The sequence below is a fragment of the Paraburkholderia sp. MM5384-R2 genome (genome assembly GCF_014201025.1).
GTDB lineage: Bacteria > Pseudomonadota > Gammaproteobacteria > Burkholderiales > Burkholderiaceae > Paraburkholderia > Paraburkholderia tuberum.
Genome location: NZ_JACHDI010000009.1, coordinates 75,260 through 92,241, shown reverse-complemented (window position 1 = coordinate 92,241; position 16,982 = coordinate 75,260). Strand labels below are relative to the sequence as shown.

Annotated in this window: 17 protein-coding genes and 2 pseudogenes; 4 read left to right on the top strand and 15 right to left on the bottom strand. The window is 62.3% G+C overall.

What is annotated here, in order from left to right; translation table 11 throughout:
- Positions 1–12: 12 nt before the first annotated feature.
- The 13 genes and pseudogenes from HDG37_RS16745 to HDG37_RS16685 all read right to left on the bottom strand — a co-directional run bounded on the left by HDG37_RS16745 (position 13) and on the right by HDG37_RS16685 (position 14,166).
- Entirely contained in the window at positions 13–216 is a 204-nt protein-coding gene (locus HDG37_RS16745) for a hypothetical protein (RefSeq protein WP_018424860.1), read from the bottom strand.
- A gap of 312 nt (positions 217–528) precedes the next feature.
- Positions 529–1,695, bottom strand: a complete 1,167-nt coding sequence (locus HDG37_RS16740; protein WP_184049516.1) for a radical SAM protein — start codon at positions 1,693–1,695, stop codon at positions 529–531.
- A 234-nt stretch (positions 1,696–1,929) separates the two neighbouring features.
- Positions 1,930–2,094: an FmdB family zinc ribbon protein gene (locus HDG37_RS16735; RefSeq protein ID WP_184049514.1), complete on the bottom strand. Its 165-nt coding sequence runs from the start codon at positions 2,092–2,094 to the stop codon at positions 1,930–1,932.
- A gap of 121 nt (positions 2,095–2,215) precedes the next feature.
- Entirely contained in the window at positions 2,216–3,832 is a 1,617-nt protein-coding gene (locus HDG37_RS16730) for a methyl-accepting chemotaxis protein (protein ID WP_184049512.1), read from the bottom strand.
- Positions 3,833–4,012: 180 nt separating this feature from the next.
- Positions 4,013–4,577: pseudogene (locus tag HDG37_RS16725) on the bottom strand (phosphatase PAP2 family protein).
- Between the two features lie 155 nt (positions 4,578–4,732).
- Positions 4,733–6,445, bottom strand: coding sequence for a SulP family inorganic anion transporter (locus HDG37_RS16720; RefSeq protein WP_184049510.1), 1,713 nt, complete (start codon positions 6,443–6,445; stop codon positions 4,733–4,735).
- A gap of 530 nt (positions 6,446–6,975) precedes the next feature.
- The gene (locus HDG37_RS16715; RefSeq protein WP_184049508.1) at positions 6,976–8,028 is read right to left on the bottom strand and encodes a substrate-binding domain-containing protein; all 1,053 of its coding nucleotides are present in this window, start codon (positions 8,026–8,028) and stop codon (positions 6,976–6,978) included.
- A 45-nt stretch (positions 8,029–8,073) separates the two neighbouring features.
- Complete coding sequence (locus HDG37_RS16710) at positions 8,074–9,234, bottom strand: ABC transporter ATP-binding protein (RefSeq protein ID WP_184049506.1); 1,161 nt, start codon at positions 9,232–9,234, stop codon at positions 8,074–8,076.
- A gap of 3 nt (positions 9,235–9,237) precedes the next feature.
- Positions 9,238–10,155 (bottom strand): carbohydrate ABC transporter permease, encoded by a 918-nt coding sequence (locus HDG37_RS16705; protein ID WP_090806412.1) that lies wholly within the window; start codon positions 10,153–10,155, stop codon positions 9,238–9,240.
- Positions 10,152–11,108 (bottom strand): carbohydrate ABC transporter permease, encoded by a 957-nt coding sequence (locus HDG37_RS16700; RefSeq protein WP_184049504.1) that lies wholly within the window; start codon positions 11,106–11,108, stop codon positions 10,152–10,154. The genes HDG37_RS16705 and HDG37_RS16700 overlap by 4 nt, the downstream gene beginning before the upstream one ends.
- Positions 11,109–11,116: 8 nt before the next feature.
- Positions 11,117–12,355 carry an ABC transporter substrate-binding protein gene (locus HDG37_RS16695; protein ID WP_184049502.1) on the bottom strand — a complete coding sequence of 413 codons (1,239 nt, stop codon included), beginning with the start codon at positions 12,353–12,355 and terminating at the stop codon, positions 11,117–11,119.
- 94 nt (positions 12,356–12,449) lie between these two features.
- A complete protein-coding gene (locus HDG37_RS16690; RefSeq protein ID WP_184049501.1) occupies positions 12,450–13,868 on the bottom strand; it encodes a GH1 family beta-glucosidase in 1,419 nt (472 codons plus the stop codon).
- 67 nt (positions 13,869–13,935) lie between these two features.
- Positions 13,936–14,166 (bottom strand): hypothetical protein, encoded by a 231-nt coding sequence (locus HDG37_RS16685; RefSeq protein ID WP_184049499.1) that lies wholly within the window; start codon positions 14,164–14,166, stop codon positions 13,936–13,938.
- A 22-nt stretch (positions 14,167–14,188) separates the two neighbouring features.
- Between HDG37_RS16685 and HDG37_RS16680 the strand changes: the two genes are divergently transcribed.
- On the top strand, positions 14,189–14,575 hold the full coding sequence (locus HDG37_RS16680) for an ester cyclase (protein ID WP_184049497.1): 387 nt from the start codon (positions 14,189–14,191) through the stop codon (positions 14,573–14,575).
- Between the two features lie 140 nt (positions 14,576–14,715).
- Here the strand turns inward: HDG37_RS16680 and HDG37_RS16675 are convergent, their stop codons facing one another.
- Together HDG37_RS16675 and HDG37_RS16670 are read right to left on the bottom strand one after the other, a co-directional pair.
- Positions 14,716–14,871 (bottom strand): hypothetical protein, encoded by a 156-nt coding sequence (locus tag HDG37_RS16675; protein WP_184049495.1) that lies wholly within the window; start codon positions 14,869–14,871, stop codon positions 14,716–14,718.
- An 82-nt stretch (positions 14,872–14,953) separates the two neighbouring features.
- Positions 14,954–15,142, bottom strand: a pseudogene (locus HDG37_RS16670) (YbiU family protein); the annotation flags it as partial.
- Here HDG37_RS16670 and HDG37_RS16665 point away from each other — a divergent pair.
- The 3 genes from HDG37_RS16665 to HDG37_RS16655 all read left to right on the top strand — a co-directional run bounded on the left by HDG37_RS16665 (position 15,141) and on the right by HDG37_RS16655 (position 16,957).
- A complete protein-coding gene (locus tag HDG37_RS16665; RefSeq protein ID WP_184049493.1) occupies positions 15,141–15,341 on the top strand; it encodes a hypothetical protein in 201 nt (66 codons plus the stop codon). The pseudogene HDG37_RS16670 and the gene HDG37_RS16665 sit on opposite strands and share 2 nt — an antisense overlap.
- 180 nt (positions 15,342–15,521) lie before the next feature.
- Positions 15,522–15,905, top strand: a complete 384-nt coding sequence (locus HDG37_RS16660) for a nuclear transport factor 2 family protein (RefSeq protein ID WP_184049491.1) — start codon at positions 15,522–15,524, stop codon at positions 15,903–15,905.
- Positions 15,906–16,009: 104 nt separating this feature from the next.
- Positions 16,010–16,957: a lactate/malate family dehydrogenase gene (locus HDG37_RS16655; RefSeq protein WP_184049489.1), complete on the top strand. Its 948-nt coding sequence runs from the start codon at positions 16,010–16,012 to the stop codon at positions 16,955–16,957.
- The last annotated feature ends 25 nt before the right edge of the window (positions 16,958–16,982 follow it).

Genomic DNA, 16,982 nt, shown 5'->3' with positions numbered 1-16,982 from the left:
CAGTGCGTGGACCTAGCGGTCTTGCTCCAGTGCCTTCAAATGAGCCTCGCCGGCATCTCTGGCAGCGGCCGAGGTCGCATACGTCTCGTCCGAAACGAGCGAGCGTTTGACCTCACGGGCCGCGAAGTCGACCAGCGTGATTACCCAGACATGCTCGCCGCCCTGCTCGGCCGTTTGCACGAAAGCGCGCACGTCGCCCTTGTCCTCTGATTTCATCGTGACCTCCTTGTCGAAAAGTCGCGCGGGAAAAGGGGAGCGCGACAATAAAGCCATTCGCGAGCCGCGGTGCTTACCTCACGGAGCGCGTAGCTTGATCTTAGGCAATGGAATCGGTCCGATGACAGTTTTCTCGCTTCCGATGCCGAGCACAGCCGATGGGTTCGGCGGTGAAAGCGGCTTGCCCGCAATCATCTAAAGCCCTCATCGACACCTTGTCGGGAGGCGCGGTTGCGCCGGTCGAGTAACGCGGACGGGCGTTCGAATGGGCGAGCCGTCTCCCCCCGGGGACCTCAGTCGCGGAAATCGAACTCATTCAGTTTGCGGCGTGGAATGGCGTTGGCCAGTCCGTCTTGCGAATGAGATGAGCGCCGCCCGAGGTAATTCTTCCACTGAAAGCGCCCACAGCGAATACGCAACGCTGCGCTGGAACAACAAGCCGACAGCAGCCCGAAGCTGCCCCTTGCCCAGCGCGTACACCGAGTCGGTCACGGCGACGGCACCGTGCATCAGAATGCTGGCATGCCGGTAGCATCCCATCATGCAGTCATTGCAGGGTTGCCGTTGATCGGGCAAGCGGTCGAGGTCGAAGACGGAGCCCATCGGCTCAGGCCACGCCTCGCAACGCCAAACATCGAGGTTCCAGTCGATGTAAAAGTACTTGCTGCCACCGATGCATGGAACCAGTTGCTGTTCGCCGCGCACGAAACGCGCGACCTCTGCCAGCGCAGCGCTCGGGTCCATGACACGGAAATGCTTCTTGAGGCGCGCGATTGCCCTCAACGCTTCGAGTAGTTCGTCGGTGTTCAGGTCGACGAGTTTCGATTCTTCGTCGTAAACAAGCGACGTAGATCCAAACGCCTCGCGCCGTGGATAGGAAAAAACGACGGCATCGAAGCCAAGCCGGTTGAGCGTCTCGGGAAGCAACTCGTAACGGACCAGTCGGCTCACCGTAATCGATGCGCAGACCTCGATGCCGAAGCTATGGGCCTGAGTGATGCCGTCGCGGATGCGGGCCTCGAGACCGCGCAGACCGCGATTGCGCTCATGCTCGCGCATGTCCGCGCTATCGATGGAAATCAGCAGACGCCTGAGGCCGGCGGCCGCCAGTGCCTTGATGTAGCGGGGAAGAAACCAGCCGTTCGTAATCACGCCGCACTGCATGCCGGCCTTGGTCGCCGAAGCCACGAGCGATGCGATCTCGGGATGAACCAGCGGCTCGCCTCCCTGCAGCGTCATGTAACGAATCCGGCGTCTGCGCAGGATCGGCAGTGCGCGCGCGAACTCATCAGGGTCGAGATAGCGACGTGGCCCCGCCAGATTTTTCTCGCGAGAGAACCCGCAGAAGTCGCATGCGGCGTTGCAAACGTTCGTCACCGATACGTCGCACACCGCGGGCAGCGGATTGCGAGGTTCGCTGCCGACACCGTCGGCATGCCGCTGATCGCGCCACTTGATGATCCGCTCTGTCGTATCCATGGGACCCTCACGGCCTGCCGACGAATTCGGCAAGAAGCTTCATAGAATACGCTCGACGCGCTGCGCGTGATCCATTCTTACGCCAGCCTACGCCCCGACCCGTGACGGTCAGCGGATGGAAACTACGCACCGTTGAAGTTAAACAACCGCATAACGGCAACCACGCGCAAATGACGTTGCCTATCATGCGTACCGCGCCGTCAATCTGGCAGCACGCACCCGATCAGACAGGTTTCAGCTCTTTCTGGAGGTTTTCGGCACAAATGGCGTGGGTGTGTGCAGAACCTTCTCGCTTCCGCACTTTGGGCAAGCCGGATGAGCGTTTTCATGTTCAGCAAGATGCTCGGCATGTTCGAACATCTCACCGCACTTCTCACACCTGTACCGGTAAGTCGGCATGGCATTCCTCCAACGAGAATCCCGCACGTCGGGCTGACCAGATACGTCTACGACGTCGGCAATAACCCATTCTAGTCCAGGAAAGTGCGAGAAGCGCCTGCGTGCACCTCGCGCGCAGCGCTCATCGTATGGGGCGAATGTCAGTTTGCCCATCGCCTACCAGCCGAAATACCTGCACGGCATCTTCCAATGTGGACGCCTGTTCTTGCATGCTGGCTGCCGCGGCTGCCACCTGCTCCACCAGGGCAACGTTCTGCTGGGTCATCTCGTCCATCTGCCCGATCGCGCGGTTGACTTCGCCGATGCCGGTACTTTGCTCGTTGCTCGCGTGGGTAATCTCACCCATCAAAGTGACCACACTATCGACAGCCGTGACGATTTCGGTCATGTCCCGGCCAGCCTGGTCGACCAGTTCGCCGCCTGCATTGACGTTGCCGACCGAGTCGGTGATCAGCGCCTTGATTTCCTTGGCGGCCGTGGCGCTGCGTTGGGCCAGGCTGCGCACCTCGGCGGCGACGACCGCAAAGCCGCGTCCCTGGTCGCCGGCGCGTGCTGCCTCGACGGCCGCGTTCAAAGCCAGGATATTGGTCTGAAAGGCAATTGAGTCGATCATGCTAATGATGTCGACGATCTTGTGTGAACTGCCGCGGATCAACGACATGGTGGTCACCACATGCCCCACCACGGTGCCGCCTTTGACCGCGAGATCGGAGGCCGAGGCGATGTGTTGGTTGGCGTCCGAAGCGCGTTCGGCATTAGCGCAGACCATCGCCGTCAATTGTTCCATCGTCGACGCGGTTTCCTCGAGCGAGCCAGCCTGCGCCTCGGTGCGGGACGAAAGCTCCGCGTTGCCGGCCGCAATTTCGCGCGCGCCCAGCGCGATCATATCGGAGGCACGTCGGACGTTGCCGACTACCGAGGCCAAACCGACACTGATGCCGTTCATTGCCTGCATCAACTGGCCCAGTTCGTCGCGCCGGCTGACATGAACTTGCGCGGTCAAATCGCCGGCCGCGAGTTTTTCGGCGGCGGCCTTCGCTTCGAGCAGTTGCATGCCGAGACCGCGCCGGGTCGTCACGAAGACCAGCGCGCCGACCAGCAGCGCGCCGAGTAGCCCGAAGCCGATCACCCCGGTTTGCAGGAAAGCTGGCAACGCCGCTCCCGGGCTCGCTCGGTCGGGGGGAATCACCGCCTCCAGCAGCCGACCATAGCCCAGCAGAAGTACGGTATTGGCGGCCAGGGTAAGCAGCGCGAGTCTGGCTCCGATCGACAGGTTCCACACCTCACTGACGTCGAGGCCGACATACAGCGCGCCGATTACCTCGCCAGAACTGTCCCGGATCGGCTCGTACCGTGTCATGTATTGCTTGCCGAATAGCGTCGCGTAACCGGTGTAGGGTTGCCCGCCGCGCAGCATCCGATAGCCGGGATGCGAGCGGTCGAGTACCGTGCCCACGGCCCGCTCGCCGGTTTGCCTTTTGACCGAAGTGGCGACGCGCACGAAGTCGTCGCCAATTGCGACGAATAAGGTGCCCGTCGCGCGGGTTTTGCCGGTGAAGCGGTCCACTTCGCCGTAGTTGAGGTTCAGCAGGGTATTCCCGTTCAGCAGCCCGGGGGTCATGACACCGAGGATGTCGACACTGCTTGATTCGTCGCGTGAAAATGGAGCTGGGAAATACCCGGCGAGCGTTCGCGCGTGACGGCGCACCTGGGCCTTGAGCGGCAGCAGAGAGTACATGAAGTGAACCCCGTCGACTAAGTCAGCGAGCCGAATGAATCGGACGTTTTATTCTGAATTCATTAGACAGAATATTGCATGAGATGGCAATAGAGTGTGCTCGCTAATCCCGGCTCACTGAAAGGCGGCGCCAGGGCGAATCTCGAGAATATCGGCATGCGCCGTGGCGCTCCGCGCGGGTCATAGATGTTTGAACACTCCGCACGCCAGAGCACGCAGTTCTTCGAATTGCGTGACGAGTTCGACACACAAAATGAAGATCGGTCGGATAGTGAAAGCCGAGATAGGCCCGCGGAACGCAAATGAAGAGCGCGGTATAGAGAAGCGCCAGCACGCCGATGCCCCGCCACACGAGGAAGATGCCGGTGGCGATGGCCATCCACAGCATAGCGTGATCGCTTGGGAACGAACTCCAGTCTGACAACTGCGCAGTCTGGGCCGCGCCGCTCGCGAACTGCAGATGAAGTTCGGCGCTATAGATGGGACGCACTCTAAATGGCAACCAGTGAGCCAGCAGCCTTCCGACGAAGAGCACCACGACACCGCTGAGAAGCGTCGCGAGAACTATTTCGCGCCGCCATTCGGGGCGCCCGTCTTGCTGAAACCAGATCCACCAAAGCACGGCAATCAGTACCAGGCCTTTAAAGGTGTAGAGGTCGGCGATGGCTTGTATCGATTGGGTCGCGAAATGACCGAAGTGTATGCTGGACAGGTATGTTTCGATGGTCGAATCGAAGCTGTTCATGTTCCTGTAATCGATATCTGCTCGTCGACGCGGAAGGTCAGAATAATCGAGGCAAGCGACAACAAATGAGGCGCTGACAACGTATGCAAGCAATTTGCCCGTCCGAGGCGGTGTTCGCGGCATGCGCCGCCTCAGTGCGAAGCTAGGGCTCCCCGTTATGGCGCCCCCTTAACCCGCTCATGCGGATTCTCCACTCCCGCCATGCTCAGCGCCTCATGCAGCGTGCCGAAAATACAGCGCTCCTCGACGATCGGCGTGATTCCATGCCGATCCATATCCGAGCGCAAATAGCGATTCACCCGCGCAAAGACCACCTCGATCCCACTGCGCTTGAGCGCCGAGCACAACTCGCCCACCGAGCGCGCCGCCGAATAATCGACATCCGTAATCGCGCTCGCATCGACGACGAACCAGCGCACGGCGTTCGGTGCGTGATCGATCAGGTGGCGCGTATCGTCGACGAAAAAATGATCGTTCGCGTAGAACAGATCGGCGCCGAAACGATAGACGATCAACCCCGGCGCGGTCTCCATGCCGGGCACGGCCGGCACCGGCACCCACATGCCGTCGCCGTTGGGCGCGAGCATCATCGTGTGCGGGCGGTAGCTGTGTCGCACGTGACGCAGCAACGACAACGCGACGGCGACCAGAATGCCGTGCTCGACGCCGATCAGCACGACCGCCGCCGCCGTGAACAACGCCAGCGCGAATTCGCCGGGACTTTCGCGGCGAATCGAAAAGAGCGACTGCAGATTGATCAGGCCGATCGCGATCGTAAACACGATGCTCGCGAGAATGCAGTGCGGCAGATACTGCAGATAGCGGCTGAAAAACAGCAGCACGACCACCACGACCGCCGCGAACACGAGCTGCGCGAACTGGCTGCGCGTGCCGGCGCGATCGGCCATCGCGGTCTGCGTCAGGCTGCCGTTGACGACGAACGCGCCGGAAAACGCCGCCGCCGCGTTGGCGGCCGCGATGCCGAGCAGGTCTGCGTTGATATCGACCGGCTCGTGATAGCGGTCGGCGAACACCCGGCTCGCCGCGGCGCTTTGCGCGACGATCATCACGAAGCACGACGCCGCGACCGGCATGAGATCGAGCATCTGCTGCCACGTCACCGACGGAATCCGCAGCGGCGGCAATCCGCCCTCCACCGGTCCGAGGATGGAGATGCCGTGCGCGGCGAATCCGAACACATCGCTCGCGGCAATGCCCGCGACGACCGCGACCAACGGCACCGGCAGGCGCGGCCAGAAACGTTTGCAGACGAGAATCGCGGTCACCACGAGCAGCGAGATCGCCAGGGTCGGCCGATTGATCTGCGCGGCGTCGCTCACGACGAGCAGCAGTTGTTTCACGCTGCTCGCCGCATGTCCGGGCACGCCGAGCATGTCGCCGAGCATCGCGATGCCGACTTGCACGCCGACGCCCGCAAGAAAGCCGACCAGCACCGTACGCGACAGGAAATCGGCGAGAAAGCCGAGCTTGAAGATGCGCGCGACGAACAGCAACGCGGCCGTCAGCAACGCGACCATCGCCGCGAGCGCCGCATACTCGGCGCTCGACGCGGGCGCCATCGTCGAAAGACGACTCGCGAAGATCGTCGCGGTGGCCGAATCGGCGGCCACGACCAGATGCCGCGAGGCACCGAAGAACGCGAAACTGACGAGCGGCAGGAACACCGTGTAGAGCCCGGTGACGGCCGGCATGCCGGCAATGCGCGCATAGCCGAGGACCTGCGGAATATCCATCGACGCAAGCTGCACGCCGGCCAGCGCATCGCGCGCCGCCGCAATCCGGCTCAAAGGAAGAACGCCCTTCAGCACGCTGGCACGCGCCGCCATTTTTTGCAGAGAATCTTGCATACGCGATGCTGACCTAAAACGAAAGTGATCGCGCATCGTGCCGCGAATCGGCGCGCCAAGGCAAGACTTATGAAAGGGAGAACGGGCTATTGACGAAAACGAAAACGAGAAAGCAAACCGAAAGAACGCAAACGATTGCTCCTTTCAAGCGCACAACGAACTAACGGACGTTAATCGCAAAGCGAAAATCTCCGCGGCGCAGCCGCCGAAGAAAACGCGCGAAGAAGATCTACCGTTTGAATTGCCCTGTCTGCGGGTCCACATGGCGCGCGAAACCGAACAGCGCAGCAATGCAGATCGGACAGGCGATCAGAAAGATGACCAGCATCACACTCACCCCGTAACAACTTGTTACCGGGAAGTGTAAAGAAATTTGAAGTAAGTTTAATGAGGGAAAACCGCAAAGCACTATTGCGCAGGATTACGGGAGGCTTAAAGAGATCGTCGATGCGTAAGTGAAAACGCGAATAGGCCGCCACGGCGCGCGTCCGCGCGCCAGGCATCACACCGCCACGATTAGGCAAACCCTTCTACCGCTTTGCGCCGCGCGTATTTTTCTTCGGCATCGGCGCTGGCCCGACCGATTCGCGCATCGTCACGCTGAGCGGAAACTCGCGCAAGATCTCCCAGGTGGTGCCGTAACACTGGTTGATGAGCCAGCGCACCGCGTTTTGCGTAAGTTCCCCGGTTGGAATATGCACCGACGTGAGCCCGGGCGCCGCGTAGGCGGCCGAGTAGTCGTCGTCGTAGCTGATCACGGAGATGTCGTGCGGCACCGAAATGCCCGCCTGGTGAAAGCGCGCGAGCACGCTGACCGCCATCGTGTCGTTCGCGCAGAACAGGCCGGTCACGCGCCGCTGCGTCTCGAGCAGCTTCTGCGCGGCCGCGTAGCCGCCTTCGGGCGAAAAGTCGGATTCGATCAGCGTGACGTCGTCGCGCGCAATGCCGGCTCGCGCGAGCTCGGCGAAAAAGCCGTCGATCCGCATCACGTTGTCCGACGCGGTAGCGGGCCCGGAAATCACCGCGATGTCGCGATGCCCGTGATCGAGCAGCGTGCGCGCCGCGAGTTCGCCGCCGCGCCGATGATCCGCGCTGAACGACGCTTCGGGCAACTGCTCGAACGCGCGATTCAGGAACACCATCTTCGGATGCATGCCATGCAGCATGATCAGGTCTTCGTCGTGCAGATCGTGGCTGATCACGACCACGCCATCGCAATCGCGGCCGATCAAAAAGCGCACTGCCTCGATCGCCTGCTCGCGCGGCGACACCTCGCCGCAACCGGTCGCGACCACGACATGGCGCCCCACCGCGCGCAGCTCGGTGTCGGTCTGCTTCAGGATCGTGCCGTAGTAGGAACCAAAGAAGGTCGGCACGAAGATGCCGATGATGCCGAGCTGCTGCGTCGCCATCGCCCGGCCGATCGACGAAGGGCGGAAGTTCAGCGCCTCGATCGCCGCCTTCACGCGCGCCGCGGCATCGGCGGAAATCGGTCCCTTGCCGGAAATGGCTCGTGAGGCGGTCGACATGCCCACGCCGGCCAGTTCCGCGACGTCCTTGAGTGTTGCCACGCGGTTCTCCATCAAGCCTGTCTCGACGAGCCGCTTCGCGCGTGACGCGCCGCGGCGTTATAAGCGCGCGCCGCTCGCTTCGTCGAATAGCGAGACATGCGCGGCGTCGAACGAGAACGCCACGGTGTCATCCTCCGCAATCGGCGCTTTGGTCTGATCGATCGACGCGATCTGTTCGCCATGATAGTCGAGCCAGATCACGCGGTGGTTGCCCATCGGCTCCATTAGCGAAACTTTCGCGCGCTCGCTGGCGCCTTCCGTGATATGCACGTCTTCGGCGCGCACGCCGAGCACGCAGCGCACGCCCTGCAAGGGCGCCCCCTTGAACGCGTACGCCGACACGTCGATCCGCACCTGCCCAGTGCAAAAGTGAAGCGCGCCGTCGCGCGTCTCGAGCGTGCCCTTCAGCAGATTCATCGCCGGCGAGCCGAGGAAGGTCGCCACGAACAGATTGTTCGGCCGCGCATAGACCTCGGCCGGCGTGCCGAACTGCTGGATCACGCCGCCGCGCATCACGGCCATGCGCGTCGCGAGCGTCATCGCCTCGACCTGGTCGTGCGTCACGTAGATCATCGTCGCGCCCAAACTGTGATGCAACTGCTTCAGTTCGCGGCGCAGTTCGGTGCGCAGCTTCGCGTCGAGGTTCGACAGCGGCTCGTCGAACAGGAACACGTCGGCCTCGCGCACGATCGCGCGGCCGATCGCGACGCGCTGCCGCTGTCCGCCCGACAACTGCGAGGGCTTGCGCTTGAGCAGCGGACCCAGTTGCAGCATCTCCGACGCGCGGGCGACACGCCGCGCGATTTCCGCCTTCGGCGTGCCGTTGATGCGCAGCGCGAACGACAGGTTGCGCTCGACGCTCATGGTCGGATACAGCGCGTACGACTGGAACACCAGCGCGATGCGGCGATCCTTCGGATCGGCCCACGTCATGTCTTCGCCGGCGATCTCGATGCTGCCGTCGCTGACATCGATCAATCCCGCGATGCTGTGCAGCAGCGTGGACTTGCCGCAACCCGACGGTCCCAGCAGCACGACGAACTCGCCGGCGAGCACGTCGAGATCGAGGTTCTCGATCACCGTGTTCGAACCGAGGCGAATCGTCAGATTGCGGACCGCCACATTGGCGGGATGCGTGAGCGCCGCGGCGTCGGAGTCAGCGTCAGCGCTTGCGCCCGGCACGCCGGCTGCATCGATCGTATTAGCCATGTTTGCCATGCCCTACCCCTTGACGGCGCCCGACGCAATGCCGCGCACGAACCAGCGGCCCGAAATGAAATAAACCGCGAGCGGCACCAGCGACGTCAGGATCGTCGCCGCCATATTGACGTTGTAGAGCCGCTCGCCGGTCGTCGTGTTGATGATGTTGTTCAACTGCACCGTCATCGGCAGATTCTTCGTGCCAGCGAACACGAGGCCCAGAATGAAGTCGTTCCAGATGTTCGTGACCTGCATGATCAGCGCGACGACGATGATCGGCGTCGACATCGGCAGCATCAGTTGAAAGAAGATGCGCCAGAAGCTGCCGCCGTCGATGCGCGCGGCCTTGAACAGCTCCTGCGGAATCGACGCGTAGTAGTTGCGGAACAGCAGCGTCATCACCGGCATGCCGAACATCGTATGGATCAGCACGATGCCCGGCAGCGAGCTGAACAGATGCACGCTCGCGAGCACGCGCACGAGCGGATAGATCATTACCTGCACCGGAATGAACGCGCCGACGAGCAGCACGCCGAACAGCAGACCCGCGCCGCGCGGCCGCCAGAACGACAGCGCGTAGCCGTTCACCGCGCCGACCATGATCGACAGCACCGTGCTCGGCACGACGATACGCACCGAGTTCCAGAAGCCGACGCGAATGCCGTTGCAATCGAGCCCGGTGCAGGCCGACTGCCATGCGGCGCTCCATGCGTCGAGCGTGAAATGCATCGGCAAGCCGAGCAGATTGCCGAGGCGGATCTCGCTCATCGGTTTGACCGACGTGACCAGCATCACGTAGAGCGGCAGCAGAAAGAACACCGCCGCGGTGAGCAGAAACGCGTAGATGCCGAGCCGCGCCGGCGAAAACGCCGAGCGGCGGGGGCGCGTGCGTGCGCGATGCGGCATGCCGCCTTTGAGCGTGGAATCGAGCGTATTCATCCTCTCTCCCCGCGCAGCGCCGCACGGCTGCGTGCATAGAAGAACGGCGCGAGCACCGCCAGCACCGTCGCGAGCAGCACGATCGATGCAGCCGACGCAAGGCCGATGTTCGCGCGCCCGAACAGATAGTCCATGATGAATTTGGCCGGTACTTCGCTCGCGGTGCCGGGGCCGCCCTGCGTCATCGCGACGACCGCGTCGTACAGCTTCACGACCATCACGAACAGCAGCACGAACGCGGTCGAGATCGACGGTCCGAGCATCGGCACCACGATGCTCGCGTACACGCGCCAGCGAGGAATGCCGTCGATGCGCGCGGCTTTCCACAACTCTTCGTCGATGCCGCGCAGGCCCGCGAGCAACAGCGCCATCACGAGGCCCGAAGCCTGCCACACGGTCGCGATCACGATCGTGTAGATGACCCAGTCCTGATCGACGATCCAGTCGAAGCGCGCATGCGCGAAGCCGAGATTGCGCAGCACCTGCTGCGCACCGAGCGCGGGATTCAGGATCCATTGCCACACGAGCCCGGTCGCGACGAACGACATCGCGTACGGATACAGAAACACCGTGCGCAACGCGCCTTCCGCGACCACGCGCTGATCGATAAAGATCGCCAGCAGCAAGCCGATCACCATGCACGCGATGATGAAACACGCGCCATAGATCACGATGTTCTGCAGCGACGTCAACCAGCGGTCGTTGTGAAAGAGCCGCACGTACTGCGTGAAGCCCACGAAGTCGTGCGACGGAAACGTGTGCGAATTGGTGAGCGACACGCGCGCGGTCCAGACCATCGTGCCCAGGTACGTGAACACGACGGTCAGGAGCATCGGCAGCAAGGCCAACCAGACCGCGATCGAAAACCGCCGGTTCAGCGGCTTGTTTCGCGGTTTGGGGTGCGACTTGCCCTGTGGTTTCGAACCCTCGGCTGGCAGCTTGAGCGCGTGCACGGCGAGGCCTAGCCCTTCAACGCGCTGGCGAACGCTTTCTGCGCGTCGTCGACGGACTCGTTCTTGTTCCAGAAGTTCGTCACGACGTCAGTCAGCGCACCCTGCGTATCGGGCGACAGCAGCATTTCCGGATTCGGCAACTGGCGCGACTTGTCCTTCATGATCGCGATGCCCTCCTTGGCGCAGACGTCGAGGCTGCTTTCGTCGACGTCAGACCGGATCGGAATCGAGCCCTTCTTCGCGCTGAACGCGACCTGCGCGGACGGCGAGGTCATCACCGTGGCGAGCAGATTCTGCGCCTTGATCGCCGACGCGTTGTCGGTCTTCGGGAACACGAAGACGTCGCCCGCGACCAGATACGGCGAACGCGGACCGAAGCCCGGGAAGCAGCCGAAGTCCTTGCCCGCCGTTTGATTCGCCGCGACGAACTCGCCCTTCGCCCAGTCGCCCATGATCTGAACCCCGGCCTTGCCCGAAGTCACGAGCGCGGTCGCGTCGTTCCAGTTGCGGCCAGGCGAGCCCGGATCGACGAAATCGTGCAGCCGCTTGAACGACACGAGCACCTTCTTGAACGCATCGGAGTTCACCGCCTTCTGATCGTGATCGCGATAGACCTTCATATACAGGTCCGGGCCGCCCACATCGGCGAGCACCGCGTCGAACGTGATCTTCTCCTGCCACGGCTGGCCGCCGAACGCGAGCGGAATCACGCCCGCGCTCTTCAGCTTGCCGAGATCGGCGATGAATTCGTCGTAGCTTTTGGGCTCGCTCGCGATGCCCGCTTTCTGGAACACCGGCTTCGAGTAGAAGAACCACGCCGGCATATGAATGTCGACCGGCGCAGCGTAGAAATGGCCCTTCACGCGGATACTGTCGAGAATCGACTGCGGGAAAATGCCGTTCCAGTTTTCTTTCGCGGCGACGTCGTCGACGTTATTCAGGAGTCCCTGGTCGATCAGATCGTGAAACTGCTTCGACGTATTGAACTGGGCGGCGGTGGGTGGATCGCCGCCGACGATCCGGTTGATCGCGGTGGCGCGCGCCTGATCTCCGCCGGCGACTGCGTTGTCGACCCATTGGCCGCCGGCCTTGTCGTACGCGACGGCAAACTGCCGAATCGCGGCCGACTCGCCGCCCGAGGTCCACCAGTGAATCACGTTAGCCTTGAGCGGTTCCGCATGCGCGACGACGCCATACAGCGCCAGTGCCGCAACTACGCCTCGCAAGACCATTCTGTTGCTGTTCATTCCGTCTCCTCCAGGCAGAGTGCCCGTGTGTCAAGTCGAAATACCAATCAGCTCCACCCGGTTTTACATCGTTGCTGCGTCGTTTTAATTGTGTTTATTGCGCTTGCGCGTTGCGATCCTGGAGGAATTTCGACACCAGCTCTGCGCTGCGCTTGACCGTACGCTTCTGCGTTTGATAGTCGACGTGCACGATGCCGAAGCGCCGCTCATAGCCGAAAGCCCACTCGAAGTTGTCCATCAGCGACCACAGGAAATAGCCGCGCACGTCGACGCCCGCCTTGATCGCCTGATCGACCGCGGCGAGATGGCGCTTCAGGAACGAGATGCGCTGCGTGTCCTCGACGCGGCCGTCGATCACCTTGTCGTCCGATGCCATGCCGTTCTCGGTGATGTAGATCGGCGGCAGATTGGCATAGGTATTCCTGAAACCGGTCAACAGATCGCGAAGACCGTCAGGGTAAACCTCCCAGCCCATCTGCGTGCGCTCGACACCCCCGAGCGGCACCTCCTTGAAACCGTGCCCACCGTCGCTCGCCACGTTGGTGCGGAAATAATAGTTGATGCCGAGAAAATCGAGCGGCGTATTGATCGTCTGCATGTCGCCTTCGAGCACGAGCGGCTCGCTGCCCGGCCACAACTCGAACAGGTCTTGCGGATACTCGCCCTTCAATAGCGGATCGAGAATCCACGCGTTGTGCTGAACTTCGAACAGCTCGGCCGCGCGACGGTCGGCGGCGCTGTCGCTATTCGGCGTGCCGCGCCCGACATTCGCGACGATGCCCTTGTGCGAGCGCGGATCGTTCGCGCGCAGCACCGGAATCGCGAGACCGTGCGCGAGCAGCAGATGATGCATGGCCTGCGCGGCGAAACGCAGGTTCGAGAGTCCCGGCGCGTGATGGCCGTTGCCGTAGCCGAGGTACGCCGAACACCACGGCTCGTTGAGCGTCGCCCACGCATCGACGAGGCCGTGCAGCTCGCGGCTCATCAGATCCGCGTAATCGACGAAACGGTACGCGGTTTCGCGATTGAGCCAGCCGCCGCGATCCTCGAGGTGCTGAGGCAGATCCCAGTGATAAAGCGTGACGAAAGTCGTGATGTTCTTCTCTTTGAGCCGTCCGAGCAGGCGCTTGTAGAAGTCGAGCCCCTTGCGGTTCGGCGTGCCGTTTTCATCCATCACACGCGGCCATGCGGTCGACAGCCGGTACGCTTCGAGGCCGAGGCCCGCGAGCAGGTCGACGTCCTGTTCCCAGCGATGGTAGTGATCGCACGCGACGGCGCCGGTGTCGCCGGCCAACACCTTGCCCGGTGTGGCCGAGAACGTGTCCCAGATCGACGGCAGGCGGCCGTCTTCGTTGACCGCGCCTTCGATCTGATACGACGCGGTGGCCGCGCCGAGCAGGAAATCCTGGCGCCACAGCGACGAATCGGCGGGCGGTGTGAATGGATCGGAATGCGGTTCGCCGTGAGCGGTTGGACGGGCAGCGTCGATGATTGCGGATGCGTCGTTTACCACGGATTCTCTCCTGCCAATGAGGTCGTTGAACCGGGTGTGGTGGAGCTCGAGGCGCTGGCGTTCGGACTTACTGTGAACGCTTAAGTGGAAGCGCTTCCACACTGTCCAGCGAACGATAGCAGCGGGGAAATCGGCGCAGCAATCCGGGTTTGTCTGGAGGGATTTCTGGCATGCGTGCGAGGGTGATGCGGCGCGCATCGAGGTTGTTCGACTGCAACGGATAGTTGCGGCTTCCGACGAAAATCCCTGGCAGCCGTGCAACGCAAAGTATCGGATCGCCGACAATCGGCTTATCCACTGAAGCATGGAAGACGATTGCGATGAGCGAATTCGATCTGTCGGAACTCTACCGCGGCTATATCGCCTGCCTGAACACGCAGGACTGGTCAAAGCTGCGAGACTTCGTTGGCGAAGACGTGAAGTACAACGGCCAACGAATCGGTTTGTCGGGCTATCGCGAGATGCTGGAAAGAGACTTCCGCGAAATTCCCGACCTGCACTTCGAGATTCAGATGCTGGTTTGCGAGCCGCCACATATCGCAAGCCGATTGCATTTTGACTGCACACCCATCGGCATGTTATTTGGGCTTCCCGTGCAAGGAAAACGGGTGCAGTTTTCCGAGAACGTCTTCTACGAGTTTGGTGACGGCAAGATCCAGCAAGTCTGGTCGGTCATCGATACAGCCGCGATCGAGAGTCAGTTGTAGCGGCTCAGGGACACGCCGCGCTCACACGCTCCTCTTCGGCATCAGCGCACCGCGTTCTCGGGTCCCTCGGTGTCGACCAGTCGCGCCGCGCGCTCGCCCGCATTTCACTTCGATTCTTTTTATCGGGCGAATGCGCTCGTCTATGGCTTGTCGTCCTCGCTATCGGGGTGGACGTCGGGATCGAGCGGCGGCTCATCCGGGTCCTGCGATGGACCGAGGTCGGGCAGATCCGTCTGCACGACGTCGGACTGATCCGGGCGGATCGGGTTTTCGTCCTTGTTCGGTGTGGTTGCCATGGCCGGTCCTCCTTAGGTCGTTGCCATGCTGAAGCGGCAGCAAGTTCCGCTCCCGATCCAGACGCGGCCATGCCCTGTCCGGTCACAAATCGAAGCCCATTTGCGCACGGCCAAGCTCGGTGAGATCGTCTGGCGTCGCGCGGCCGACGAAATCGACTTCGAAATGATCGGCCGGAAAATCCGGCCGGCTCCTGCCTTCGAGAAAGCCCGGCAGTTGCCGCTTCAGATACCCATCGTTCTTCGCGCAGCCCGGCAGCGAAGCGATATACATGAATTTCAACCGGCAATTCAAAGCCGCCAAGGACATGACGCCGGTTGAATTCAGGCAGCAGTTCGCGGGCGCGCGGCGGGCGGAGCAACAGATGTCGCCAATGCTCACCGAGCGCTCGCCTTCTCTGCAGAGACTTCGCAACAACGGCGACGGCGAGCGAATGTCTCGGCCCGCGCGTGCAGGCCGGCAGTCCGAATGACCGGACTACCCGGCGAGCAATCCCTGCAGGCGCCAGACATTTTTTGCACGTCCGGGGGAATACTTGCAGCAAGGGTGGGGCCAGGGATTTTATGGCGCAGACTATGCGCTGTCGGCGAAATTTCAACGCGACGGCAACGCGCGGTTGGTCGACTGCAACACCCGACTCTGGAGGCACTCCATGAACGAACAAGCGATACGTGAAGCCTTGAACGCACACTGGCGAGCGTCGGCGGACGGCGATCTCGACGCCGAACACGCTATCTACGCCGACGATGCGATCTGCGACTATCCCCAATCAGGCGAGCGAATTCATGGACGAACCAATTTGCAGGCTCTGCGCGGCCATCATCCCGGCAAGCCATCGGGTTTCGCGATCAGGCGAATTCAAGGCGAGGGCAATCTGTGGATCACCGAGTACACGATCAACTATCAGGGGCGCGTCGCTTACACGGTCAGCGTGATGGAGTTCCGCGAAGGCAAGGTCGTCCACGAGACGCAGTATTTTGCTGATCCGTTCGAGGCCCCGGATTGGCGGAGTCAATGGGTTGAGCGGACCGCGTGAAAAAACGCGCCGCGGCCGTGTAGGACCAAGGTCCGATTGATGGCAAACGCGCGCATGCGACTATGCTTCGAGGGGGCTGAAGCCCGAACTTGACGAGGTTCGCTATGCGGCAGGCCAAGATCGTTATCGTCGGCGCGGGGCTGGTCGGGGGATCGGCAGCGCTGTTTGTGGCGTTGGCCATTCCGAGCGCGAAAGTCGTCATCATCGACGTCGCGCGGGTGCGCGCTGAGGGACAGGTTCTCGATCTCGCCCACGCCGCGGCATTCTGGGGGCACAGCCGTTTTCGCGCAGGGGACTACGAAGACGCGCGTGACGCCGACATCGTCGTGATCACGGCCGGCGCCGGCGTCAAACCCGGCGAGACTCGCCTGCACCTTGCCAGAACCAATGCGGACATCGCGACCGAAATCGTCGGGCGGATCGCGCCGCTCGCGCCCGACGCCATCTATCTGATCGCGACCAACCCATGCGACGTGCTGACCGGCGCCGTTTACGACCAACTGCGTTGCGAGCGCGAGCGCGTCATCAGCACGGGAACCTCGCTCGATACCGGGCGGCTGCGCTCCCTGCTGTCCGAGCGGCTCGGCGTGGTGGCCTCCGCGATTCACGCCTATGTGCTCGGCGAGCACGGCGAATCGGCCGTGATCCAGTGGTCCGCCGCAACGGTCTGCGGCATGCCCCTCGAAACTTTCCTGACGCGCAACGGCAAGGAGCTGGGCCCCGCCAGCAGGGATCTGATCCTGCGCTCCGTCCACGAGGCGGCGAAGCTCATCAAGGAAGGCAAAGGCGCCACCCATTACGGCATCGCCAGCGCGATAGGAAGGATCTGCGAGGCCATCGTGCACGATACCGACCTGATCCTTACGGTTGGCATCGTCCAGCCCGAAGTGGAAGGCGTACCGGACGTGTGCGTGTCGCTGCCGATGGTCGTCAATGGCGCGGGCGCGCGGTTGATCGCCTATCCGGAACTCGACCCGATCGAGCGCGAAACCTTGCTAGGTAGCGCGCGCATCGTCAAGGACGCGACGCAAAGCGTGCTCCACGAGCGGTGACGCCTTCCCGCGCACTCCGAAAATA